A 23,095-nucleotide genomic window follows, 5' to 3' on the forward strand; every position below is an offset into this window, starting at 1 on the left:
GCAATTAAAGCTATTGTCAATTACAAAAAAAGGGGTAGTTCCTAATGATTAGGAACTACCCCTTTAGATAACTATTAATTTACTATCGCATAATTTCTTGCTTTGTTCACTAGATAATCCTGGATTAATGTTACATTTCTCAAGATCATATCTTTAGTTAAAGCAAAGTTAACCTTCTCAATAACTTCTTCTATCTTAGCTAAATTATTACTAGTCTCAGCAGTTTGATAAACTTCTAACAATTCATCTGCTTTAGCCTTAACTTTCTGGAGTAATTTAGTTCGCTTAATATTCATCTTCCCAAAATCAACTACACTATCAACTAATAACTCAGAGTAATATCTAAAGACCTCCTCTGTCTTCCCTTTACTTATCCTTAAATCATTATTTCTAATTACTATCTTAAAAATTAAAAGATAAATTGCTAGTAAAGATATAATAATTTCAATTCTAGAATCATTCTTAAGATTTTGGACTTCTTGAATTTTCTCCTTGCTAACTAAGTTAACTATTTCTTGGGCTACTTGGTCACTAGATACTTGATTACTAATTCCTAGTAATTTTTTCAAAGATTTGATAGACATCCCTCCAAAAAGCGCAGGTCGGTTTCACCACTAACTCCATATAATCCAGGTGACCAGATAAAGATTATACTTCACAGTATCCTAACTAAATATTAAATTACTCATATTTACATTTTAAGTAAATTATGATGTCTTTTAGGTATTATAACACTATTAACTGTTAATTGTCAATAAAATACATTCTAATCATAGCATTCTTAGGATTAGTTAGTTATATATAAAGTAAATACTTAATTTCTGATGAATTAATATAAAAAGACCGTTAACCAAATTGGTTAACGGTCTTTCCTCCAATATCTACTGAGTTGTTACTTCATTAGCTCCCTTATTCTGTAGAATATCAGCAACATCATCAATCTTAGTCTCCGCTGTATCTTCTGCTGCCACTAAGATATTACCTTGCTCTACTTCCATAGCATATTTTTCTCCTGTTTCTTCGTCTAAACCATAATCAACCAAACCACCGGCAACTCCACCAGTAGTAGCACCAGTTAAACCTGCAGCTAAAGGACCAGCAGCCAAAAGCGGGCCAACTCCTGGAACTGCTAATAAACCTGCTCCAGCTAAAGCACCTGCTAATCCTCCTGCAACACCACCAGTAGCAGCACCATCAGTTAGATTCTGACCTTCTGTCATTTCTGCTCCAGCTTCTGCATCATCAGTCTCATCTTGTTTCGCTACCAGAGAAATCTGCTCCTCAGAGACACCTTGATTCTCCATTTCCTCAATTGCTTGCTTAGCTACATCCTGATCACTAAAGACTCCTAGAACTGTTGACATAGCTCTATCTCCTCCTAGATTGAATTTGGGCATAACTTTACCTCCCAAATTATATTTTAACCAGTTCTAAAAATAATATTTATTAGTTCGGAAAAATTATTCTCTTTAATATTTAAGGACATACTCTTACTTATATCATCTAAATAATGAGCATCTGAACTAGTTACCACAGAATAATTTTTCAATTGATTAAATTTAGTAATTGCTTGTTCAAAATTCATCTTATCTGAAATCTCTACAATAGATATATTTAAACCTGGAGGAATAAACCCTAAATTAGCCAGTAAACTATAATTTTTCTTATCAACATGAGCTGGAATCACTAAGCCCCCTAATTCAGTTACCTGATTGACTACTTGCTGGACTGTCAAATCAGTAGCAGTTAATAATAGTTTATCCAACTTAGCTATATATTCATCAGCTTGATTAGTTATTATCTGCGGGCCAAATACATCCTCTTGATTTTGTCTATCAGGTAGAGCCTGATAGACTATTTCCTGCCAGTCTAAAATCTGCTCCACTGTAGCAAATAAACAAAGTAAATGTACTTCCTCAACTGTAGTAACTTCCATTCCCGGAATAATAGTTAACGGAGTCTTCTGGGCTAATTCAACAGCTACTTGAACATTTTCCGCCGAATTATGATCAGTAATAGCAATCAAATCCAGCCCACAATCCAAAGCAGTATCAATGATATTTTGAGGAGTCATTAATAGATCTCCACAGGGAGATAAAACAGTATGCAGATGTAAATCAGCCACAATTGAAGCCACTTTAGTCAATTCCCAACTGATATAATTGCCCAGCCAACTGATAAGCTGACTGAGGACTGCTTAAAATAGTAACTTCCTTTTCTCTAGCCCGTTCAATAGTTTTCTCTTCAATTTCTAAATCTTCAACTACTACAATAGCTGCTAGATCAACCAATAAAGAAATAGCTACTGTATTCTGATGGCCCTGGACTGTAAACCACACATCACCTGCTTTAGCTTGAGCCATCACATTACTTAATAAATCACAACTATAACCACCACTAACTTCTACTTCTAAGTCCCCAGCCACAACTACCTCCAAATCCAACTCTGCAATAACATCTTTAAGTTTCATCTGTCTCCTCCTTTTGCATAACTGGTGGTAAAGAATTAGCCAAACCCGCCATTTTATCTGTCAAGTCAGCCAACTGTTGACGTAAGATAAAGACACAATCACACTGTGAAGCCAAACCGGCAATAATATCTTCTGCTAATGTCTCGCAATCAGGAGCCCCGCAAGCTGCACAATCAAGTCCGGGCAATGCTTCTATCTCTGTTTCTAACTTAGATAACTTAGCTATAGCAGAATCAAAATCTTCATCTAAAGGATCTACTGCATTAGACTGAAATTGATTATTGAGAGCAAATTGATAGTCAGTTACGTCTTGAGTAATAAATTCTGCCTCCTGACTAACCAATTGTTTGATATTAAATTTAGCTAAGAAAGGATTACTGATATTTAACACACCACCTACACACCCTGGTTCACAAGCTAATAATTCAAAAAATTTAATTTGAGATAAATCATCTCGAGCTAACTCCTCTAAGACAGAAATCACATTATGAATTCCAGCTACAGAAATAGTGTCTTCCGTAGATAATAAACTACTTTCGCCTCCAGTATTAGCCCAACCGATACCTAACTGGGGAAAACTATAATTTTCTTGTGTACTCCCTTCCATCTCTGTTATCTGTTGTAATAAAGGACGATAGATCTTATCTACAGCAATTGCTCCGGTAAAGAAACTTTCTTCCATCCCTAAAGGATTCTTGATTGCTGTCATCTTAGCTGGACAAGGAGTAATAAAAAAGATACCGACTTCCTCTCTAGTCAGTCCTCTCTCAGCTTCTATTCTCTCTCTTAACTGTTGGGCTACTAACTCTACTGGTGATTTAAAAGGCAAAAAGTAATCAAGCAACTCAGGATATAATAACTGGACTAATCTAATTACCGCTGGACAAGCCGAAGATAAAATTGGCCCTTCATGATCTGTTAGATAATCTTTAGTAGCTTGAGTTAAAGCTTCAGCCCCTAAAGCTGCATCCCAAACTTCAGAAAAACCTAATTCCTGTAAACCAGCTATCACTTGCCCTGGATTAATTTCCTTTGTAAATTGACCATAAAAACTAGGAGGCACTACAGCTACTGTATACTTATAATCTACTAATTCTAAATCATCAGTAATAGCATATTTAGCATGGTGTTCACAACTTCTAATGCATTCTCCACAATCTATACAATACTCCTCTTTAATCCAAGCTTGGCCCTGATGGACTCTAATTGCTTTAGTAGGACAATTTTGAACACAATTAGTACAACCTTCACATTTATCATCTTTTAATTGGACAGAATGGGACTTATTCATTAATAATCCCTCACTTAAAAAAGTTTTTAATTATAAATCAATAGCAGCTATAATTGTAGTTCCCACATCTATTTCAGTATCAACTTCTAGCCTATCTGAATAACGATTAATATTAGATAAACCCATACCTGCTCCAAACCCCATCTCCCTAACAGAATTACTAGCAGTAGAAAATCCAGGTTGAAAAGCTTGTTCTACATCTGCAATTCCTGGACCATCATCAGTAGCAATTACCCTTACCTCTTGGGGACTAACTAACCCCTTTATTTTACCACCTACTGAGTGAATAATAATATTCATCTCCAGTTCATAGGTAGTAATTGCTACCTGTCTAATTTCATTAGCTGTTACTCCTAATTTACGTAAAATTTCTTTTAGATTACTAGAAGCCTCACCCCCACAACTAAAATCTCCGGCTGGAATATCAGCTTCTAAAATAGTCTGTAAGGAATTATTTTCTTCCATATTACATCCTCCTAACTAATAACTTGTCTACATTTACTCTAAATTTGATAATTTTTCAGCTTCTAAACCAGCTGAATATAACACACCACAAGCTTCATACAATGACTTAGCAGTAACTAATAAAGGAATTTGTTTAGCTTGGGCCAACTCAATTGTTTTCTCAGTAGGTTGCTTCCCTCTTACAAATATAATAACTATTATATCAATTATCTCTGCTGTACGTACTACTTGGGGATTAGTTAAACCAGTCAATAATAATGTCTTTTCTTTAGTAAAAGCCAGTACATCACTCATTAAATCTGCCCCACAAGCAGTTAAAATCACTTTCTTCTCCAAGTCACTATCTTGTCCAATGTAAACTATTTCAGCTGCTAATAGATCCCTCACTTCTTGTAACTGCATTACTTCGCTCCTCCTTAGAGAAATTATAGAAAAGACCCACTATAGTGGGTCTCTAATTAATCCTTAATATAAACAGAAAATCCTTCCTTTTTAAGCTTAGAACTTAACTCTTGAGCAGCTTTTTCAGTCCTAAAAGCACCTGCCTGGACTCGATAAGGTTCTTCACTAGTGATATAAGCTGTAAATCCTTTCTTCTGTAATTTGTTAACTAGTCCTTGTGCATTGGACTTTTCACTAAAGGCTCCTACTTGCACAGCAAATAAATTTTGCTTATCCGCTGACTGAGAGACATTAGTTGGTTCAGACTCTGTTGAAGTAGAACTAGATTGTTGCACATTCTTTTCTTGCACACTATCCTCCTCTTGAGGTTCAGCCTCAGCAGAAGATGATCCATTTTCAGAAGATTCTTCCTGCTGAGGGTCTATCTCTTCCTCTTTGACAATCTGATTACTATCAACTGTCTCCAATTCTTCCTGAGGTCCAGAGGTATAATCAAAATACCAATTAACAGCTGTAAAACCAAGTAAAGCCATAATACCCCCCATCACAACCAACACTACTACTAAAGAAACTCCAGTCTTAAACTTATTTCCTCTATTTCTCTTCATCAGGAAACCTCCCCTCATAACTTAAGTTTGTATTCAATTAATTAGCTTATCAAATAAGTCAGCTGTAAGTTCATCTGTTGTCTTAATAGATATTATGCAACCTAACAATTGTTTATTAACATAATTTAGTTTAAAATCTGCCGTGCTTCAGCTACAGTATATAATGAACCACTAACTAAGATTAAATCAGATTCAGTTACTATTTGCTGGGTATAATTTAACGCCTGTTGTAATTCTGGTTTGGACTTTACATTAAAGTTATATGGAATTACTTTTTCTTTTATATTGGTAATATCTGCTACACGATAATTATTATTCTCCGTTACAATTATCTCCTGGGCTAAAGGGGCCAACTGCTTAACAATCCCTAGTATATCTTTATCTGCTAAAATACTAAGCACTAAAAATAAATTATCATAGTTAAGATCAGCTAAATTATTCTTTAATTTTCTAGCAGCAGATTGGTTATGGGCTCCATCAAGAATAATTGTCGGTTGCTGAGCTACTACCTCTAGTCTACCTGGACAAGATACTTGGGATATTCCTTGCTTAAGCTCTTCTTTTGTAACTGCTAATCTAGTCTGTAATTCCTCAACTACTGCTAAAGCTAGAGTAGAATTAACTACTTGGTGCTCACCTAATAGAGGCAACTGCAAAGCACTATATTCTTGTTCACTACTACTAGCAGAAAAGACTTGATAAGCTAAATTTTGGGCTTCTTGCTGCCACTTAAATTCCTGATTGATATTCAGCAATTTACTATCTCGTTCTTGACATATTTTCTCTACTACAGATAAAACTTCCTGCTTACTAGTAGCAGTAATTACCACTTGGTGAGAATTGATAATTCCTGCTTTTTCCCAGGCAATCTCAGAAATAGTCTCTCCTAAATAAGCAGTATGATCTAAACTAACATTAGTGATAACAGAGACTAAACTATCAACTACATTAGTAGCATCCCATCTCCCGCCCATACCTGCCTCTAAAATAACTAGATCAACCTCTTGCCGAGCAAAATAAAGTATAGCTAAAGCAGTCAGCACTTCAAAAAAGGTAGGATGCTCTAATTCACTAGCTACCTTATTAATAGCTGGTTTCATCTCCTCTACTAATGAATCTAAACTAGTAGCGGAAATATTAACATCATTTACTCTAATCCGTTCCTTAAAGTCAACTATATGAGGCGAATTATAAGTACCTACTTGATAGCCTGCTGCCTTATAAATATTAGTTAACAGAGCCGAAGTAGACCCTTTGCCATTAGTTCCTGCAACTTGAATCACATCTAATTCCTGCTGGGGATTATCGAAATAGTCTAATAATAGCTTTATCCGTTCTAAACCTGGTTTAACTCCAAATTTATCTAAGTTATTTAAATAATCTATAGCCTGCAATATATATAGTACCTCCTACTCATTTTTTAATTTAGAATTGATAATTGAGAGTTGATAGTTTAAAAGTCAAATTCTTAGTATATAAGTACTTTTCCAATTTTGATGTTAAAGATTAAATTTCAATTCTCTATTCTTAATTCTATTAAACGTTTGCTAATACTTAATATTTATGTTAACATATTTTAAATAAAATTAACATATAAAAGGAGAGATAACTTCAATGTCTAAGATTAAATACAATATCTTATCTAAAGATAAAAAAATATTTAATACTAAAAATTTAATAATTATGTCTTTAATGGTGGCAATCAATATCATCTTAACTAGATTCTTATCCTTTATGATTGGCAATTCTATTCGGATTAGTCTCGGGAATATTCCTATTATATTATCGGGAATTATAATAGGACCTACTGCAGGAGCTTTAACTGGAATAGCTAGTGACCTGCTAGGTTTCTTTATTCGAGCTCATGGAATATACTTTCCAGGATTCACTTTAAGTGCTGCACTGATAGGTGTAATTCCTGGTTTAGTCTTTTATAAAGATAACAGTAAGAACCAAATTAAAAAATTATTATTTTCTATTATAACTGTCGAAGTATTAACTTCACTTGTTTTTAATACTTTATGGCTTAAAATATTATATGGCAAAGCTTTTCTTGCTTTATTACCAAGTCGTTTAGTAACTAGAATAATTATTGGACCAATTGAATTTTTAGTAATTAAATCTTTCTTCCGCTATCAAGAAAATAGAGAAACAAAATAATCAGTATAAAAACTAATTTTTTTACCTTACCCTCCGCCCCTGCATCATACTTTATCGAAAGGAGAAAAATTATGAAAGGTTTATCTATTTTAGGAAGTCCTAACCAAAAGGGAAATAATGCCCAACTTTTACAAACAGCAGTCACAGAGATTAAAAAAATAAAGCCTGAAATGGATTTTGAATATATTTCAGCCAATAAGCTAGATATAAGTCCTTGTCAAGCATGTGGTAGCTGTGAAGAACAACTGGGCTGTATAATCAAAGATGATATGACTCAGCTATATACTAAATTCAACCAGGCTGATTTAATCTTATTTGCCTCACCACTTTATTTTAATTCTGTTTCGGCCCAACTAAAGACTCTAATTGATCGCTGCCAAGCCCTCTGGGCCAGCAAAGTTGTACTTAATGATCCCTTAGTTAAGGCAGATAAAAAAAGAGTTGCAGGTTTTATCTCTACCGCTGGACAACCTCTAACTGAAGATAGATTTAAATACGTTACCGGGACTATAGACTTATTATTTAAATCACTTAATGTCGATTACTCTGATACTTTTTTTGTAGGAAATATTGATCAGCAACCTATTAAAGACAGGCCCTATAAATTAAATAAAATTAAAAATTGGAGTCAAAAATTAGTTAGTAAATTATAAAAGACCAGTCCCACAAAGGAACTGGTCTTCAACAGCTAAAACTTAAATTTTAAACTTACTCTCTTAATTCAGCTAATCTCTCCTGTAACTGTTCTCTTTTAGCAGTGTATTCTTCCTTCTTCTCTTTTTCTTCTTCTACTAAATGTTCAGGAGCATTATTAACGAATCCTTCGTTAGCTAACTTACCTTTGGCTCGTTCTATTTCGTACTCTACTTCCTCAACCTCTTCTTCTAGCCGAGCAATTTCTTTATCAATATCAATTAAATCCTGTAGTGGTAAAATAATTTCTACTTGTTCAGTAATTGCTGTAGAAGCCTTATCCGGTCTATCATCAACTTCAGGTGTGATTGTTAGATCATTTACCTTAGCTAAATCAGCAATATAGCCTCTACCTTCTTCAATAGTCTCTAGTTTCTCAGTCTGGTCAGAAGTTAAGATAGCAGTAATTTCTTTGCCCGGATTAACTTTCATTTCATTTCTGATATTTCTAATATTTTTAATTACATCCATAATAACTTCCATTTTAGCTTCTGCTTGGTCATTAATAGATAGACTATCTAGCTCAGGCCAAGTAGCATCTATTAAGCTATCAGCTCCACTTGGCAATTGCTCCCAAATCTCTTCAGTAATAAACGGCATACACGGATGTAATAACCTTAAAATATTACTTAAGGTAAACCAGACTACATGTTGTGCTGTCTGATAAGCAATTTCATCTTCATCTTGGTATAATCTAGGTTTGATTAATTCAATATACCAGTCACAGAATTCACTCCAGACAAAATCATATAATTCCTCTGCTACCTGGCCAAATTGATAATCATCTAATAGATCAGTGATTTGTTTGATCTTCTTATTTAACCGACTCAACATCCACTGATCAGCTAAAGTATACTCTAACTTACTATAATCAATCTCCTCTAAAGCAAAATCTTCTAAATTCATCAGTACAAACCGGGAAGCATTCCATAACTTATTAGCAAAATTACGACTAGCCTCGACTCGTTCTTTTCGATAACGGATATCATTCCCTGGTGTATTACCAGTAATCAGGGTAAATCGTAAAGTATCTGCTCCATATTCATCAATTACTTCAATTGGGTCGACTCCATTACCTAAAGACTTACTCATCTTCCGTCCTTGAGCATCGCGTACCAATCCATGAATATAAATATCAGAGAAAGGTTTTTCCTCCATAAATTCTAAAGACATAAAGATCATTCGCGCTACCCAGAAGAAGATAATATCCCGCCCAGTTACTAACACATCAGTAGGATAGAAGTAATCTAGATCAGCTGTATCCTCTGGCCAACCTAACGTGGAGAAAGGCCATAATCCAGAACTAAACCAGGTATCTAATACATCTTCATCTTGTTTTAAATCTTGACTACCACACTCTGAACATTCTGTAGGCTGGTCAGTAGTTACAATTACTTCCTCACAATCTTGACAGTACCAAACAGGAATCTGATGGCCCCACCATAGTTGTCGGGAAATACACCAGTCTCTTACATTCTCCATCCAATTAAAGTATACCTTATCAAAGCGATCGGGAACAAAATTAATATCTCCCTCTTTGACTGCTTCAATAGCTGGTTCAGCTAACTCTTCCATAGCAACAAACCACTGTTGGGAAACTAATGGTTCAATAGTAGTATCACACCGATAACACTGGCCGACTGAATGTTCATGCTCTTCAATCTCCTCTAGTAATCCAGCTGACTTTAAATCAGCAATTAACTGCTTGCGACATTCATAACGATCCATAGCTTCATACTTGCCAGCTTCTGCTGTCATATTAGCTTGGTCATCAATCACTTTAATTATCTCTAAATCATTACGTTGGCCCATCTCAAAGTCATTTGGATCATGAGCCGGAGTTACTTTAACCATCCCAGTACCAAACTCAGAATCAACATATTCATCAGCAATAATCTCAATCTCACGGTTAACAATAGGAACAATTACTGTCTCTCCAATCAAATCTTGATAGCGTTCATCAGCTGGATTAACAGCTATAGCCGTATCTCCCAGCATTGTTTCTGGTCTAGTAGTAGCTACTACAATATAATCATCTCTATCCTTGAAATTATACTTCAAGTGATATAATTTGCCAGATTCGTCTTCGTGTTCTACCTCAACATCAGACAGAGTAGTTTCACAGTCAGGACACCAGTTAATAATATAATCTCCCTGATAAATAAGTCCTTTATCATATAACTCTACAAAAGCTTCCTTGACTGCTTGATTACAACCTTCATCCATAGTAAACCTTTGTCTACTCCAATCACAGGAAATCCCTAACTTAGTTAACTGATTAGTAATTGTAGTTCCGTACTCTTCTGTCCAGTCCCAAGCACGATCTAAAAATTCTTCCCGAGTAATATCATCTTTCTCTAGGCCTTCTTCTCGCCGCATCTTATCCACTACTTTAACCTCAGTAGCAATACTAGCATGATCAGTTCCTGGCACCCATAAAGCTTCATAACCTTGCATTCGCTTCCAACGGATTAAAATATCCTGAAAAGTCATATCTAAAGCATGACCAATATGTAATTGACCTGTTACATTTGGCGGAGGCATCATTACTGTAAATGATTCTTTATCTTCATTAACCTCAGCCTCAAAATAACCATTTTCCTGCCAATAAGTATACCATTTTTCTTCTACTTGATCTGGATTATAAGTTGTTGCTAATTCTTCTTCACTCATCTTAGTTCCTCCCTTTATATTAGTGTATAATTTACAATTTACAGTTAAAACCATAAAAATCAAACCCTTTTAAATTAAAAAACCCCTTCCATCCTAGTTAAGGACGAAAGAGGAATCACTTCCGCGGTACCACCTTAATTCTTAAGGCACTCTAACTGGATAACGGACAGCCCCGACCAAACCTACTTTTAAACTTCAATTTGATAGCTTAGAAGCGACTTCAATTCAGATCCCTTAGAGTACCCTATAAGTACTCCTCTCTGTAAGGGAGAGCTTAATCTACTACTCTTCCTCTACGCTTTATTTCTTATTTAGCTATTATCATCTATAATCATATAATTATTTAAGTTAATTGTCAACTATATTTCAAGCTACAGGAAAGAAAACAAAGATTAATAGATCCCATAACGTATGAGAAATAATAACTAGTAATAAACTATCACGCTGTAAAAACAACCAACCCCAAAACAAACCAGCTACTAAAGCAGCTAAAATTAAGATTAGATTACCAGTCCAAATATGGAGTAAAGCATACAGGAAAGCAGTCACCCAATAACCTAACTTCTGTTGAATAAACCCCCGCCAAAAAATCTCCTCACTAGGGCCAACTACCAACAAAATCAGACTAATAACAGGTAATTCTAGCTGCTGACGAAGCTGATACACAGTAGCTATCTCTTCTTTAGCATCTACTAACAACAACGGACTAAGTTTATTTCCTACCCAAAAAATAAAATATAAACCAAGTGCTGATAATCCACCCCAGACTAGATCAGCTAGATCCCAAGAAATATCTAACCGACTATAACTACCTGCTAGCAATAACTGAAGACTAGCTACTATAATTAAGCGCCACCAGAAATTTAACACAGCAGCTTGAAAGACTAGTAACCAACCAATATTCACCAGCCCAAGTATTAATCCTAACTTAAACAAAGTTGGCCCCTATAACAGCTAACACCAATAAACTTCCAAAACTAACATGTAGTTGGGCTGTTTTAAAATCAATTTTTTCTAAACCTGGTGGGGGATCAACTATAGAGTTACTTACTAAAACAATATTATTAACTGCAGCAGGTAGAGTCAACAACGTAACTAAAGCCCAGTTAGTAACTAATTCCTGAAATACTAGACTAACTAAAACTAAATAAGCCATAGCAACTAACCCTAAATATAATCGAACCGCACCTTTTCTACCTAGTAAAATAGCTAAGGTCTTAATATTAACTCTAGAATCATGTTCAATATCTCGCAGGTCATTCCCTTGTAAAATAGCACTAACTAACAACCCCAAAGGTAGTGAAACAAATAATACTTCTCCACTATATTGACCTGTCTGCACATAATAAGTTCCAATTACTACTAGCGGGCCTAGCAAACAAAAAACTATAGGAACTCCTAAGGCATAGTACTTATAATTAATTGGTTGAGCAGTATAAAAATAGCCTCCTATAATTCCTACCACTGCTAAACTAGCTACTACCACTCCCCGCAAATAAACCAGATAGCTAACAACAGGTAAAACTAATATAAAACAGGTGACTCCTACTTGCTTGATAGATCTAGCTGGCAACAGTCCCTGAACTAGAATACCACTTGAGCCATAAGATTCTTCAGTATCCACTCCAGACTGATAGTCATAATAATCATTCAACAAGTTAGTACCACTATGTAATAATAAGACTCCACAGCTAGTCAACAAGAATAATTCCAGATTAAAACTTTGTTCTTTAATAGCAAGTCCTCCGCCTAAGAAAACAGGTAATAAAGAAGCAGTAAAGGAAAAAGGTCGCACCGCTCTCAGCCATAACTTTAATCTGGCCATTATTTTCCTCCTTACTTTCCTTTAAAAATATCATTTCCCAATTGTTAATTTAATATACTAGACAAATTTTTAATAAAAACTTTCCGTAAAAAATTCACTGATTCCTCATGCTGACACAACCAGCCTAAATAAGAAAAGAGTGGAGATACTATCCCCACTCTTAATCAATGAATTGATTAATAAATTTAACTACTTCCTGTTTCCCTTCTCCTGTTTCAGCTGAAAAGAAAGTAAAAGGAGTAAAAGGAGTTAACTCCAAAGTTTCTTTAATTAATTTTTCTTGCGGCTTGCGTTCACTCCTCTTTAATTTATCCACTTTAGTAGCTGCTACTAAAGTAGGCAATTGCATTTCTAATAACCAATCATACATCATTATATCATCATCAGTTGGTTTGTGCCGGGCATCAACTATCAAAATGATACCTTCTAAATGGGAGCGATTAAACAGATAATTCTCAATCATCACACTCCACTCTTCTTTTACTTTATCAGGCACTCGAGCAAAACCATAGCCCGGTAGATCTACAAAATAGAAATAATTATCTATCTTATAAAAGTTAATTGCTTGTGTCTTACCTGGCTGAGAACTGGTAAAAGCTAAATTATGACGGTTAATGATTTGATTAACCAAAGATGATTTCCCTACATTTGAGCGCCCAGCTAAAGCAATTTCTGGCAGATTATGATAAGGATAATCCTCTCTCTGGTAGGCACTACAGATAAATTCAGGATTATTGATCTTCATCTTGACCCTCCTGAAGTAAAACTTCAGCTAGAATTTGGTCCATATCTTCTACAAGCATAAATTCTAACTCCTGTTTTACATTATCAGGTACCTTCTCTAAATTCTTTTCGTTTTCTTGGCAGAGAATAACCTTTTCTATACCAGCTCTTTGCGCAGCTAATACTTTACTCTTAATACCGCCTACAGGAAGTACTTTACCTCGTAGAGTCACTTCTCCTGTCATAGCAATCTTACCACTAACTGGCCTATCAGCTAAAGCAGAAATCAAAGCTGTAGCTAGAGTAATCCCTGCTGAAGGACCATCCTTAGGAATTGCTCCTTGGGGAACATGAACATGTATATCATACTCTTTATAAAATTCATCCTCAAAATCAAACTCATCTGCTTTACTACGAGCATAACTTAAAGCAGTCTGGGCTGATTCCTTCATTACCTCGCCTAACTTACCCGTTAAAATCAGTTTACCTTCACCTGGGACAATAGATACTTCTATATTAAGGATATCTCCACCAGTAGTTGTCCAGGCTAGACCAGTGACTACCCCTACTCTATTTTCCTCTTCTATCTCACCATATTTATATTTAGAAATTCCTAAATACTTCTCAAGGTTACGTAAATCAACTCTAGTAGATCTTTCTTTTCCTTCTACTACTTTCTTAGCTGCTTTACGACAAATAGAAGCTAATTTTCTTTCTAAAGTTCTGACTCCTGCTTCCCGGGTATGATTTCTAATCACCTGTTGTAAGGCATTTTGAGATATTTTTAAATCATTCTCCTCTAACCCATGATTCTCTACCTGTTCTGGTAGTAAAAACTGATCTGCAATCTCTACTTTTTCCTCTTCTGTATAACCAGAAATTTTGATTACTTCCATCCGGTCCAATAAAGGTCGAGGAATAGTATCGGTAGTATTAGCTGTAGTAATAAATAGTACATCAGATAAATCAAAAGGTAACTCCAGATAATTATCGCTAAATTCACTATTCTGTTCTGGATCAAGCACTTCTAATAAAGCAGCAGCAGGATCACCTCTAAAGTCTCCTTTAACTTTATCGATTTCATCCAATAAGAAGACAGGATTTTTAGTACCTGCATCACTCATAGAACTAATAATCCGTCCTGGTCTAGCTCCTACATAAGTTCGTCTATGACCTCTAATTTCTGCTTCATCCTTTAAGCCACCTAACGAAAGTCGAACAAACTCTCTTCCAATTGATTCAGCAACAGACCTACCTAAAGAAGTCTTACCCACTCCAGGCGGGCCAACAAGACACAAAATAGGGGTCTTCATCTCATCACTTAATTTCCTAACTGCTAAGTACTCTAAAATACGTTCTTTAACATCCTCTAAACCATAGTGATCTTGATTAAGCTGTTCTTCAACCTCATCAATAATTAATTTATCTTCACTATAGTCATTCCAAGGCAAATCCAAAATATAATCTAAATATTTTCTAACTACAACTGCTTCGTTAGCATTAGGTGGCATCTTGTCTAATTTCTCTGCCTCTTCAATTGCTTTTTCTGTTACATTATCTGGTAAATCAGCTGCTTCAATTTTCTCTTTATACTCTTCTACTTCACTATTAGCACCATCACCTAATTCATTCTTAATAGCCTTCATCTGTTCCTTGAGATAATACTCTTTTTGTCTCTTTTCTACCTGCTCCCGGACTTGGTCATTAATCTTATTCTTAACCTCTAAAATTTCCAGTTCTTTCTCCAAAATACTATATATCTTTTCTAGTCTATCCCGATAAGAAATAGATTCTAAGATATCCTGTTGTTGCTTAACCTTTAATGACATATGAGAAGCAATTACGTCAACTAATCGTCCTGGCTCCTCTATATTAGTAACTGTCATCATTGTTTCCGGCGGTAACTTTTTATTATCTTTTACATACTCTTCAAACTTATTAACTACACTGCGCATCAAAGCTTCTAACTCTGTCTCTTCTACTGTTTCTTCAGCTCTTAAAACTTCAAAATCAGCTGCAAAATAAGGATCTTCTTGCGTAATCTGAGTTAATTTTACTCTTTCTAAGCCTTCTACTAAAATTTTAATTGTTCCATCCGGAAGTCTCATTAACTGCTTTACTTGAGCAATAGTCCCGATCTCATATATATCATCAGTAGTAGGTTCTTCTATTCTTTCATCTTCCTGAGCACTTAACAAAATCTTCTTATCTTCTTCCATTGCTTCCTCTAAAGCTGCTATTGACTTATCTCTACCTACTAATAATGAGGTAATCATATTAGGAAAAATGATCAAGCCCCTTAAAGCTAATAAGGGGAAGTGACCAGTATCAACATTTACTTCTTCACTACTCTCCATTACAATTTCTTGTTCTTTATCTTTATCCATATCTATCCCTCCATATCCAACAACTTCCATTTATTTAAGCTAGCGAAGCAGAAAAAGAATCTAATTCTATATCAAATTCAAGGTTTTCATCTTTTTCTAAAGCTTCAGCAACAATTGCTTCCTCTAAAGCTTGTTTTAAACTATCAACTTTAATAATCTCCACTTCCGAAAATTCTTCACTAGCAAATAAATCCTGCCAGTTTTCACTAGGAATTAAAATCTTAGCTGCATTAGCTCTAACAGCAGCTCTAACTTTAGGAATTACCCCTCCAATAGGCCTAATCAAACCATTAACTGATATTTTTCCTGTCATAGCTACTTTATTATCAACTGGTTTATTAGTTAAAGCAGAATATAAAGCTACTGCCATAGTTACTCCTGCTGATGGGCCATCAACTACTATATCACTAGTAAAATCAATATGAATATCATATTGATTTAAATCTATATCTAAGATCTTTTTAACTACTGTCAGCACATTCTTAGCAGAATCCTTAACCATACTCTTATGTCTGATTTTGCGATGCCGGTTACCTTTTTCCTCTTCTTCAGCAACTCCAGTAATATTCAATTTTCCTTTGCCTGCTCCCACTCTAGTAGCAGAGACTTCTAACTGGTCCACAATACCTCTATTAGCTCCCATAACAGCAAGACCATTAACTACTCCTATCTGCGAGTTAGCAGGAATATCATCTAAAGGACGTGGTGAATACTGGCCATTCATAATCACTCGCTCTATATCCTTTTTTCTAATCTTATGTCGTCCTTCAGTAAGAGCAATTCCGCCAGCTGTCTGAACCATATTTACTGCCTCTCTACCATTAGTAGCATACTTCTTAATCACTTCTATAATTCCTTCTTCTACTACAAAATCTATTTTCTTAATGGCACTATGTACAATATTTTCTATATCCTGAGGCATTAAAGGATTAAAAAAGATTTCTAAACAACGAGAACGGATAGCTGGTGGAATCTCCTGTGGTCTGCTTGTGGTAGCACCTATTAATCTAAAATCAGCTGGTAGACCTTTTTGAAAGATCTCATGAATATGACGAGGTATATTATCATCACTTTCTTGGTAATACGAGCTTTCTAAAAACACTTTTCTATCCTCTAAAACTTTAAGCAGTTTATTCAACTGGATATGGTGTAATTCACCAATCTCATCTATGAATAACATACCCCCATTCGCTTTGGTTACTGCTCCTGGTTTAGGCTGCGGAATACCGGCTGACCCCATAGCTCCTGCCCCTTGATAAATAGGATCATGAACTGATCCAATTAAGGGATCGGCAATTCCTCGTTCATCAAAGCGAGCAGTAGTAGCATCTAACTCCACAAAATCAGATTCATTATCAAATGGTGAATCAGAACGTTTCTTGGCTTCTTCTAAGACTAGTCTGGCTGCTGCTGTTTTACCTACTCCAGGCGGACCATAGATAATCACATGTTGGGGATTAGGACCACACAAAGCTGCTTGTAAAGCTTTAATCCCATCCTCTTGACCTACAATATCAGAGAAACTATCTGGTCTTATCTTCTCCGCCAATGGTTTAGTCAAAGATCTCTGTCTCATTTTATGTAATTTCTGAAGTTCTTTCTTTGATTCCTTATTAATTGATTTTTTGTTACTACGTTGTTTTTGTAACAAATTCCAAAAATATAGTCCAATTACTACTGTAAAAAAGAATTGCACTAGAGTAAAAATATTAACAGCAAAATCCACATTAACTCCCCCTTAGTAAATTATTCTTTATCTATTATTTCCCTAAGAGAGAGTTTTTATCCTTAAATAAAGAAGAAACTGCTAATGTTAAGCAGTTTCTTCTCTCTGGTCACCAACCTTAACTAATTTTGGAGTATCGTCCTCATCAACTACTTCCTCGGTAATAATACACTTAGTAACATCTTCATAAGATGGTATATCATACATGATATCCAGAATTGATTCCTCAACTACAGATCGCAAACCTCGCGCTCCTGTATTACGATCTAAAGTCTTACGAGCTATAGCTTGTAAAGCTTCCTCTGTAAACTCTAAATCAATATTATCCAGTTCAAAGAACTTAGTATATTGCTTAACTAAAGCATTACGCGGTTCAGTTAGAATTTCCACTAAGTCATCTTCACCTAATTTATCTAATGTTACAACCACTGGAATACGTCCTACTAATTCAGGAATCAAACCGTAATTTAATAGATCTTGGGACATTACATGACTTAAAATTTCTCCTATATTTTGCTCTTCTTCACTCTGTACATCAGCCCCAAAACCTAACACACTATTACCTATTCTAGACTGCACAACCTCATCTAAACCATCAAAAGCTCCTCCACAGATAAAGAGAATATTGGACGTATCTATCTCGATAAACTCTTGATGAGGGTGCTTACGACCTCCTTGCGGTGGCACACTTGCTTCAGTTCCTTCTAAAATCTTAAGTAACGCCTGCTGGACTCCTTCTCCAGAGACATCACGGGTAATAGAAGGATTTTCGGATTTACGAGCTACTTTATCTATCTCATCAATATAAATAATTCCCTTTTCTGCTTTTTCAACATCATAATCAGCAGCTTGAATCAACTTTAAGAGAATATTTTCTACATCTTCTCCTACGTAACCAGCTTCAGTTAAAGAAGTAGCATCAGCAATAGCAAATGGAACATCTAACATTCTAGCTAATGTCTGAGCTAATAATGTTTTACCGGATCCAGTAGGACCAATCATACAGATATTACTCTTTTCCAGTTCCACATCATCAACTTGCATCCCAGAATTAACTCGTTTATAATGATTATAAACAGCTACTGCTAAAGCTCTTTTAGCATCGTCTTGACCAATTACGTACTGATCCAAGAAGTCATCTATTTCTTGGGGCTTAGGAACATCATCTAAGCTTGTCTCCATATCTTCTTGTAACTCTTCTTCAACAATTTCATTACATAATTCAATACACTCATCACAGATATAAACTCCAGGTCCAGCAACAAGTTTTTGTACCTGATCTTGGACCTTACCACAGAAAGAACATTTCAACTGCCCTTTTTCCTCCCCAAATTTAAACATCATATCACCTCTTTAAAGAAGAATCTACTCCTTAATTTCATCTTCTCGAGTAATAACCTCATCAATAATACCATATTCTTGCGCCTCATCAGCTGACATAAAATTATCTCGCTCAACATCATCAGCAATCTTCTCTTTAGATTGCCCAGTATGCTCAGCTAAGATATCATTAATGATACCTTTCAATTCTAGGATTTCATTAGCTTGAATTTCAATATCAGTAGCTTGGCCTTCTGCACCACCCATTGGCTGATGAATCATAACTCGGGAATATGGTAAAGCATACCGTTTACCAGCAGTCCCACCAGCTAACAATAGTGCAGCAGCACTAGCACCAAGCCCCATACAAATAGTAGATACATCAGGCTTAATATACTGGATAGTATCATACATAGCTAAAGCTGCAGTAACAGAACCACCAGGACTATTAATATATATGTAGATATCTTTATCAGGATCTTCAGCTTCTAAAAACAATAACTGAGCAATTACAGTATTAGCTACTTGGTCATTAATCTGACTGCCGATAAATACAATCCGATCCTTAAGTAGCCGAGAATAAATATCATAAGCACGTTCGCCATGATTAGTCTGTTCTACTACCGTTGGTACTAAGTTCATATTTGGCCCTCCTTCTTTTTTTATTTATACCCAACTTATTTCTTCTTTAAACTCTTTTTAATTATTTTCCGCTAAAAAATCAATTGCCTTTTGCATTTTTAAATTCTCGCGCAAGTCATCTAACTGGCCTTGCATCTGTAAAAAGGCTTTAACTTGTTCTTTATCCTGCCCTTGTTGCTCAGCAATTTCAGTCACTTGTTCATCTATTTCTTCTTCAGCAACCTCAATTCCTTCTTCTGCTGCAATAGCTTCTAAAACTAAATTAGACTCCACTCTATCTGCAGCATCTTCTCTGTGTTGTTCTCTTAACTCTTCTTCACTCATACCTGTCATTTCTAGATACTCTTCAAAGTCAATACCTTGTTGTTGGGCTTGCATTCTAAACTGGTTAACCATATTATCAATTTCATCCTCAACCATTGTTTCCGGCACATTTACTTCAGCATTTTCTGCTACAGCAGCAACTAATTCATTCTGATATTCTCTTTCTACTCGTTGTTCTTCTCTTTCTGCAATTTCATCTTCAATACTCTGCTTTAACTCAGCTAAAGATTCAAATTCTAAATCCTTAGCAAATTCATCATCTAATTCAGGTACTTCTTTTTCTTTAATTTCCTTAACTGTTACTGCAAATACTGCCTCTTCACCTGCTAATTCCTCTTTTTGGTAATCGGAAGGGAAAGTAACCTCTACTTCTACTTCCTGACCTACCTTAGCTCCTACTAACTGTTCTTCAAAACCAGGAATGAACTGTTCAGAACCAATTTCTAAATTATAATCCTCAGCTGAACCGCCTTCAAAAGGTTCGCCGTCTACTGCACCTGCAAAATCAATAGTTACATGATCTCCATTATCTACTGTATCTCTATCAGTAGCTACTAATTGAGCATGCTTATGTCGTCGAGCATCTAATTCCTGTTCTATCTGTTCATCTGTTATTTCAATCTCTTCTGCTTCCACATCTAAATCTTGATACTCTCCTAATTCAACCTCTGGTTTAACTTCTACTTCAGCAGTAAACGTAGCTGGTTCACCTTCTTCAATAAAGACATCAGTAATCTCTGGTTTAGCTATTGGTTCAATATCTGCTTCTTGAACTGCCTCTTGATAAGCTTGTGGAATTAAAATATCTAAAGCATCTTTATGTAGTACTTCTGCACCATACTTTTGTTCTAAAATTTTGCGTGGTACTTTCCCTTTTCTAAACCCTGGTACTTCTACATCCTTAACTACCTTTTGGTAAGCTTGTTGTAGTGCTTCATCTACTCTTTCTTCCTCTACTTCAACATCTACTACTATATTATTACCTTCTAGTTCTTCTGTATTTACCTTCATATGTATTTCCTCCTTGTTTTATTCTTATTAAAAATAATTATGTTTAACTACCAGAATAAATAACCAATAAAAACAACACCTCGGAAGTTTCCGAGGTTTATAATCAAATTTAAATTGATGGTGCGAAGGGTGGGAGTCGAACCCACACGCCTTGCGGCACTAGATCCTAAGTCTAGCGTGTCTGCCAGTTCCACCACCTTCGCATATAAATTGTGGAGCGGGAGACCGGACTCGAACCGGCGACACCCAGCTTGGAAGGCTGGTGCTCTAGCCACTGAGCTACACCCGCAAATAATGGTCGGAGCAGCAGGATTTGAACCTGCGACCCCCTGGTCCCAAACCAGGTGCTCTGCCAAGCTGAGCCATGCTCCGTCCTTTTCCGTCCTTATATTGGTGCAACATTTAACAGTATAACCTAAAACGTAAAACAGGTCAAAAAAGATCAGCTTTCATTAGAGTTAGTTAAATCAAATAATCTATAATATACTGCTATAAACTATTGTTTTCTCCTTAATAGAAAACTGAAAAATATTCAATCAGACAACTGATGGTGGTGATAATCCAGCTCTCTAGACTCAATCTCTAACACTCCATAACTACCATAACGACTATCACGAGGTAAAGCAATACTACCAGGATTAAAAAATAAAGTCCCTTCTATTTCTTGGGCCAACTTCCGATGAGTATGGCCAAAAATAACTATATCTGCTTCTTCTTCCTGAGCTCTATAATATAATTTGTCTAAACCCCACTTAATATTATAATTATTGCCGTGAGTAAGAAATATTCTTTGCTTAGCCAGTTCAACTATCCTTTCTTTAGGAAGTTCAACTCCAAAATCACGATTCCCGGGCACAACTATAGTCTCTATATCAGTTAAAAAGTTACTATTCAATAAATCCTCTACTCCATCGCCAGCATATAATAAGTAATCAATATCTGATAACTGCTCTAAAGCCTGTCTTACTTGTTGACTCCTACCATGGGCATCACTAAAAACTGCCACTCTCATCTTATCACCTACATTTCCACTAAAATCTGTTTCATCTTGTCTAATGCTTTAGCTCGATGACTAATTTGATTCTTAACCTGACTACCTAATTGAGCAAAACTTTTTTGGTAACCTGCGGGAATAAATAATGGATCATAACCAAATCCAGCCCTACCTTGCGGACCAGAAGCAATTCTACCTTCACATTTACCAGTAACTACTTCTTCCCTCTCTTCGGAAGTTACTAGAGCTATAGCACAAGTAAAATAAGCATCTCGCTGAGACTGAGGAGTATCCTTTAACAACCTTAATAATTTTTGATTATTAGCTTGGTCACTAGCCTCTGAACCTGCAAACCGAGCTGAATAAACACCTGGTTGTCCATCTAAAGCCTCTACTACTAAACCTGAATCATCAGCTATAGTAGATAATCCAGTATAGTTACATAATTCCCTTGCTTTCTTTAGTGCATTGCCTCTAAAAGTAGTAGCATCCTCTACAACCTCAGGTACTTGGGAAAAATCATACTTAGATACCACTTCTATATCTGTATCAGCAAGCATCTCTATTACTTCTTTAATTTTATGGTCATTTCCTGTGGCTAAGAATAATCTCACTTTTAATCCTCCTCTAATAAATCAACTTGCTCTCCTAAAACTTGTTTTTGGGCTGTAATTAACTCTGCGATTCCTTCTTCCGCTAACGCAACTAACTGCCTCATATTAGCTTGGGAAAAAGGACTTTTTTCTCCTGTGCCTTGGATTTCAATAATTTCACCTGTAGCAGTCATTACTAAATTCATATCAACTTGGGCCTGTTTATCTTCTTCATAACACAAATCCAATAATAACTCATCATCTACAATCCCCACACTAACAGCAGCTACAAAATCATCTACGGGAAATTCTTCAATTAAAGACTCCTCTAGCATATAAGCAAAGGCATCAACTAAAGCTACAAAAGCACCAGTAATCGAAGCAGTTCTAGTTCCTCCATCTGCTTGAATCACATCACAGTCCAACCAGATTGTCCGAGCTCCTAACACCTCCAAATCAACTACTGAACGCAAAGCCCGACCAATCAACCGTCTAATCTCTTGGGTCCGACTGCTTAATTTACCTTTAGCAGCCTCTCGGATATTCCTTTCTTCAGTAGCTCTAGGTAACATAGAATATTCAGCTGTTAACCACCCTTGTCCTTCCCCGCGCAGAAAATAAGGCACGCTATCCTCTACTGAAGCATTACAAATTACCTTTGTATCGCCAGTTTCTACTAGTACAGACCCTTCAGCATATTTAGTAAAATCTCTAGTTATTTGGACTGATCTTAATTGATTGTTCTCTTTACGACCATCAGCTCGTGTCACATTAATCTCTCCTTCAT

Annotated in this window: 23 protein-coding genes, 3 tRNA genes, 1 riboswitch and 1 other annotated feature; of the genes, 2 read left to right on the plus strand and 24 right to left on the minus strand. The window is 35.8% G+C overall.

Going from position 1 to position 23,095, the window contains the following annotated elements; genetic code table 11:
• Nucleotides 1-74 precede the first annotated feature (74 nt).
• The 9 genes from ACYQ3D_RS10420 to ACYQ3D_RS10460 form a co-directional block, all read right to left on the minus strand.
• Complete coding sequence (locus ACYQ3D_RS10420; protein WP_459838309.1) at nt 75-584, minus strand: hypothetical protein; 510 nt, start codon at nt 582-584, stop codon at nt 75-77.
• 7 nt (nt 585-591) lie between these two features.
• Nucleotides 592-675: riboswitch (cyclic di-GMP riboswitch) on the minus strand.
• Nucleotides 676-881: 206 nt separating this feature from the next.
• The gene (locus ACYQ3D_RS10425; RefSeq protein ID WP_459838310.1) at nt 882-1,397 is read right to left on the minus strand and encodes a hypothetical protein; all 516 of its coding nucleotides are present in this window, start codon (nt 1,395-1,397) and stop codon (nt 882-884) included.
• 23 nt (nt 1,398-1,420) lie between these two features.
• On the minus strand, nt 1,421-2,137 hold the full coding sequence (locus ACYQ3D_RS10430) for a PHP domain-containing protein (RefSeq protein ID WP_459838311.1): 717 nt from the start codon (nt 2,135-2,137) through the stop codon (nt 1,421-1,423).
• A 1-nt stretch (nt 2,138) separates the two neighbouring features.
• Nucleotides 2,139-2,471: a DRTGG domain-containing protein gene (locus ACYQ3D_RS10435; RefSeq protein WP_459838312.1), complete on the minus strand. Its 333-nt coding sequence runs from the start codon at nt 2,469-2,471 to the stop codon at nt 2,139-2,141.
• Nucleotides 2,461-3,762 carry a [Fe-Fe] hydrogenase large subunit C-terminal domain-containing protein gene (locus tag ACYQ3D_RS10440; protein WP_459838313.1) on the minus strand — a complete coding sequence of 434 codons (1,302 nt, stop codon included), beginning with the start codon at nt 3,760-3,762 and terminating at the stop codon, nt 2,461-2,463. Before ACYQ3D_RS10440 ends, ACYQ3D_RS10435 begins: the two co-directional genes overlap by 11 nt.
• A gap of 30 nt (nt 3,763-3,792) precedes the next feature.
• Nucleotides 3,793-4,227: an ATP-binding protein gene (locus ACYQ3D_RS10445; RefSeq protein WP_459838314.1), complete on the minus strand. Its 435-nt coding sequence runs from the start codon at nt 4,225-4,227 to the stop codon at nt 3,793-3,795.
• Nucleotides 4,228-4,260: 33 nt separating this feature from the next.
• Nucleotides 4,261-4,629: a hypothetical protein gene (locus tag ACYQ3D_RS10450; protein ID WP_459838315.1), complete on the minus strand. Its 369-nt coding sequence runs from the start codon at nt 4,627-4,629 to the stop codon at nt 4,261-4,263.
• Between the two features lie 56 nt (nt 4,630-4,685).
• The gene (locus ACYQ3D_RS10455; RefSeq protein WP_459838316.1) at nt 4,686-5,237 is read right to left on the minus strand and encodes an SPOR domain-containing protein; all 552 of its coding nucleotides are present in this window, start codon (nt 5,235-5,237) and stop codon (nt 4,686-4,688) included.
• 125 nt (nt 5,238-5,362) lie between these two features.
• Nucleotides 5,363-6,631: a bifunctional folylpolyglutamate synthase/dihydrofolate synthase gene (locus ACYQ3D_RS10460; RefSeq protein ID WP_459838317.1), complete on the minus strand. Its 1,269-nt coding sequence runs from the start codon at nt 6,629-6,631 to the stop codon at nt 5,363-5,365.
• A 220-nt stretch (nt 6,632-6,851) separates the two neighbouring features.
• Here ACYQ3D_RS10460 and ACYQ3D_RS10465 point away from each other — a divergent pair, with 220 nt between their 5' ends.
• Both ACYQ3D_RS10465 and ACYQ3D_RS10470 read left to right on the plus strand, forming a co-directional pair.
• Nucleotides 6,852-7,397 carry a folate family ECF transporter S component gene (locus ACYQ3D_RS10465; protein WP_459838318.1) on the plus strand — a complete coding sequence of 182 codons (546 nt, stop codon included), beginning with the start codon at nt 6,852-6,854 and terminating at the stop codon, nt 7,395-7,397.
• A gap of 71 nt (nt 7,398-7,468) precedes the next feature.
• A complete protein-coding gene (locus ACYQ3D_RS10470; protein WP_459838319.1) occupies nt 7,469-8,050 on the plus strand; it encodes a flavodoxin family protein in 582 nt (193 codons plus the stop codon).
• A gap of 55 nt (nt 8,051-8,105) precedes the next feature.
• Here the strand turns inward: ACYQ3D_RS10470 and ACYQ3D_RS10475 are convergent, their stop codons facing one another.
• The 15 genes from ACYQ3D_RS10475 to rph form a co-directional block, all read right to left on the minus strand.
• Nucleotides 8,106-10,763 (minus strand): valine--tRNA ligase, encoded by a 2,658-nt coding sequence (locus ACYQ3D_RS10475; protein ID WP_459838320.1) that lies wholly within the window; start codon nt 10,761-10,763, stop codon nt 8,106-8,108.
• 96 nt (nt 10,764-10,859) lie between these two features.
• Nucleotides 10,860-11,068 (minus strand) — a binding site (T-box leader).
• A 61-nt stretch (nt 11,069-11,129) separates the two neighbouring features.
• Complete coding sequence (locus ACYQ3D_RS10480; RefSeq protein ID WP_459838321.1) at nt 11,130-11,699, minus strand: CPBP family intramembrane glutamic endopeptidase; 570 nt, start codon at nt 11,697-11,699, stop codon at nt 11,130-11,132.
• Nucleotides 11,692-12,588, minus strand: a complete 897-nt coding sequence (menA, locus tag ACYQ3D_RS10485; protein WP_459838322.1) for a 1,4-dihydroxy-2-naphthoate octaprenyltransferase — start codon at nt 12,586-12,588, stop codon at nt 11,692-11,694. The genes ACYQ3D_RS10480 and menA overlap by 8 nt, the downstream gene beginning before the upstream one ends.
• Before the next feature lie 160 nt (nt 12,589-12,748).
• On the minus strand, nt 12,749-13,333 hold the full coding sequence (gene yihA, locus ACYQ3D_RS10490) for a ribosome biogenesis GTP-binding protein YihA/YsxC (protein WP_459838323.1): 585 nt from the start codon (nt 13,331-13,333) through the stop codon (nt 12,749-12,751).
• The gene (gene lon, locus ACYQ3D_RS10495; RefSeq protein WP_459838324.1) at nt 13,320-15,698 is read right to left on the minus strand and encodes an endopeptidase La; all 2,379 of its coding nucleotides are present in this window, start codon (nt 15,696-15,698) and stop codon (nt 13,320-13,322) included. Before lon ends, yihA begins: the two co-directional genes overlap by 14 nt.
• Before the next feature lie 34 nt (nt 15,699-15,732).
• The gene (lonB, locus tag ACYQ3D_RS10500; protein WP_459838325.1) at nt 15,733-17,424 is read right to left on the minus strand and encodes an ATP-dependent protease LonB; all 1,692 of its coding nucleotides are present in this window, start codon (nt 17,422-17,424) and stop codon (nt 15,733-15,735) included.
• Between the two features lie 87 nt (nt 17,425-17,511).
• Nucleotides 17,512-18,765: an ATP-dependent Clp protease ATP-binding subunit ClpX gene (clpX, locus tag ACYQ3D_RS10505; protein ID WP_459838326.1), complete on the minus strand. Its 1,254-nt coding sequence runs from the start codon at nt 18,763-18,765 to the stop codon at nt 17,512-17,514.
• Between the two features lie 24 nt (nt 18,766-18,789).
• On the minus strand, nt 18,790-19,386 hold the full coding sequence (clpP, locus tag ACYQ3D_RS10510; protein WP_459838327.1) for an ATP-dependent Clp endopeptidase proteolytic subunit ClpP: 597 nt from the start codon (nt 19,384-19,386) through the stop codon (nt 18,790-18,792).
• Between the two features lie 57 nt (nt 19,387-19,443).
• Nucleotides 19,444-20,721, minus strand: a complete 1,278-nt coding sequence (tig, locus tag ACYQ3D_RS10515; protein ID WP_459838328.1) for a trigger factor — start codon at nt 20,719-20,721, stop codon at nt 19,444-19,446.
• A gap of 118 nt (nt 20,722-20,839) precedes the next feature.
• A tRNA-Leu gene (locus tag ACYQ3D_RS10520) sits at nt 20,840-20,924 on the minus strand.
• Nucleotides 20,925-20,934: 10 nt separating this feature from the next.
• A tRNA-Gly gene (locus tag ACYQ3D_RS10525) sits at nt 20,935-21,010 on the minus strand.
• 6 nt (nt 21,011-21,016) lie between these two features.
• Nucleotides 21,017-21,093, minus strand: a tRNA-Pro gene (locus ACYQ3D_RS10530).
• 160 nt (nt 21,094-21,253) lie between these two features.
• A complete protein-coding gene (locus ACYQ3D_RS10535; RefSeq protein WP_459838330.1) occupies nt 21,254-21,733 on the minus strand; it encodes a metallophosphoesterase in 480 nt (159 codons plus the stop codon).
• Nucleotides 21,734-21,741: 8 nt separating this feature from the next.
• Nucleotides 21,742-22,329, minus strand: coding sequence for an XTP/dITP diphosphatase (locus ACYQ3D_RS10540; RefSeq protein WP_459838331.1), 588 nt, complete (start codon nt 22,327-22,329; stop codon nt 21,742-21,744).
• 2 nt (nt 22,330-22,331) lie between these two features.
• Complete coding sequence (rph, locus tag ACYQ3D_RS10545; RefSeq protein ID WP_459838353.1) at nt 22,332-23,078, minus strand: ribonuclease PH; 747 nt, start codon at nt 23,076-23,078, stop codon at nt 22,332-22,334.
• Nucleotides 23,079-23,095 lie beyond the last annotated feature (17 nt).

It is taken from the genome of Halanaerobaculum tunisiense, from assembly GCF_054657635.1.

Bases quoted from the DNA above. Each gene is read 5' to 3' on its own strand.
- ACYQ3D_RS10450 (WP_459838315.1), bottom strand. From the start codon at position 4,629: ATGCAGTTACAAGAAGTGAGGGATCTATTAGCAGCTGAAATAGTTTAC.
- ACYQ3D_RS10435 (WP_459838312.1), bottom strand. From the start codon at position 2,471: ATGAAACTTAAAGATGTTATTGCAGAGTTGGATTTGGAGGTAGTTGTG.
- ACYQ3D_RS10465 (WP_459838318.1), top strand. From the start codon at position 6,852: ATGTCTAAGATTAAATACAATATCTTATCTAAAGATAAAAAAATATTT.
- ACYQ3D_RS10475 (WP_459838320.1), bottom strand. From the start codon at position 10,763: ATGAGTGAAGAAGAATTAGCAACAACTTATAATCCAGATCAAGTAGAA.
- lon (WP_459838324.1), bottom strand. From the start codon at position 15,698: ATGGATAAAGATAAAGAACAAGAAATTGTAATGGAGAGTAGTGAAGAA.
- ACYQ3D_RS10455 (WP_459838316.1), bottom strand. From the start codon at position 5,237: ATGAAGAGAAATAGAGGAAATAAGTTTAAGACTGGAGTTTCTTTAGTA.
- ACYQ3D_RS10470 (WP_459838319.1), top strand. From the start codon at position 7,469: ATGAAAGGTTTATCTATTTTAGGAAGTCCTAACCAAAAGGGAAATAAT.
- tig (WP_459838328.1), bottom strand. From the start codon at position 20,721: ATGAAGGTAAATACAGAAGAACTAGAAGGTAATAATATAGTAGTAGAT.
- ACYQ3D_RS10445 (WP_459838314.1), bottom strand. From the start codon at position 4,227: ATGGAAGAAAATAATTCCTTACAGACTATTTTAGAAGCTGATATTCCA.
- ACYQ3D_RS10440 (WP_459838313.1), bottom strand. From the start codon at position 3,762: ATGAATAAGTCCCATTCTGTCCAATTAAAAGATGATAAATGTGAAGGT.
- clpP (WP_459838327.1), bottom strand. From the start codon at position 19,386: ATGAACTTAGTACCAACGGTAGTAGAACAGACTAATCATGGCGAACGT.
- ACYQ3D_RS10535 (WP_459838330.1), bottom strand. From the start codon at position 21,733: ATGAGAGTGGCAGTTTTTAGTGATGCCCATGGTAGGAGTCAACAAGTA.
- ACYQ3D_RS10420 (WP_459838309.1), bottom strand. From the start codon at position 584: ATGTCTATCAAATCTTTGAAAAAATTACTAGGAATTAGTAATCAAGTA.
- yihA (WP_459838323.1), bottom strand. From the start codon at position 13,333: ATGAAGATCAATAATCCTGAATTTATCTGTAGTGCCTACCAGAGAGAG.
- menA (WP_459838322.1), bottom strand. From the start codon at position 12,588: ATGGCCAGATTAAAGTTATGGCTGAGAGCGGTGCGACCTTTTTCCTTT.
- ACYQ3D_RS10425 (WP_459838310.1), bottom strand. From the start codon at position 1,397: ATGCCCAAATTCAATCTAGGAGGAGATAGAGCTATGTCAACAGTTCTA.
- clpX (WP_459838326.1), bottom strand. From the start codon at position 18,765: ATGTTTAAATTTGGGGAGGAAAAAGGGCAGTTGAAATGTTCTTTCTGT.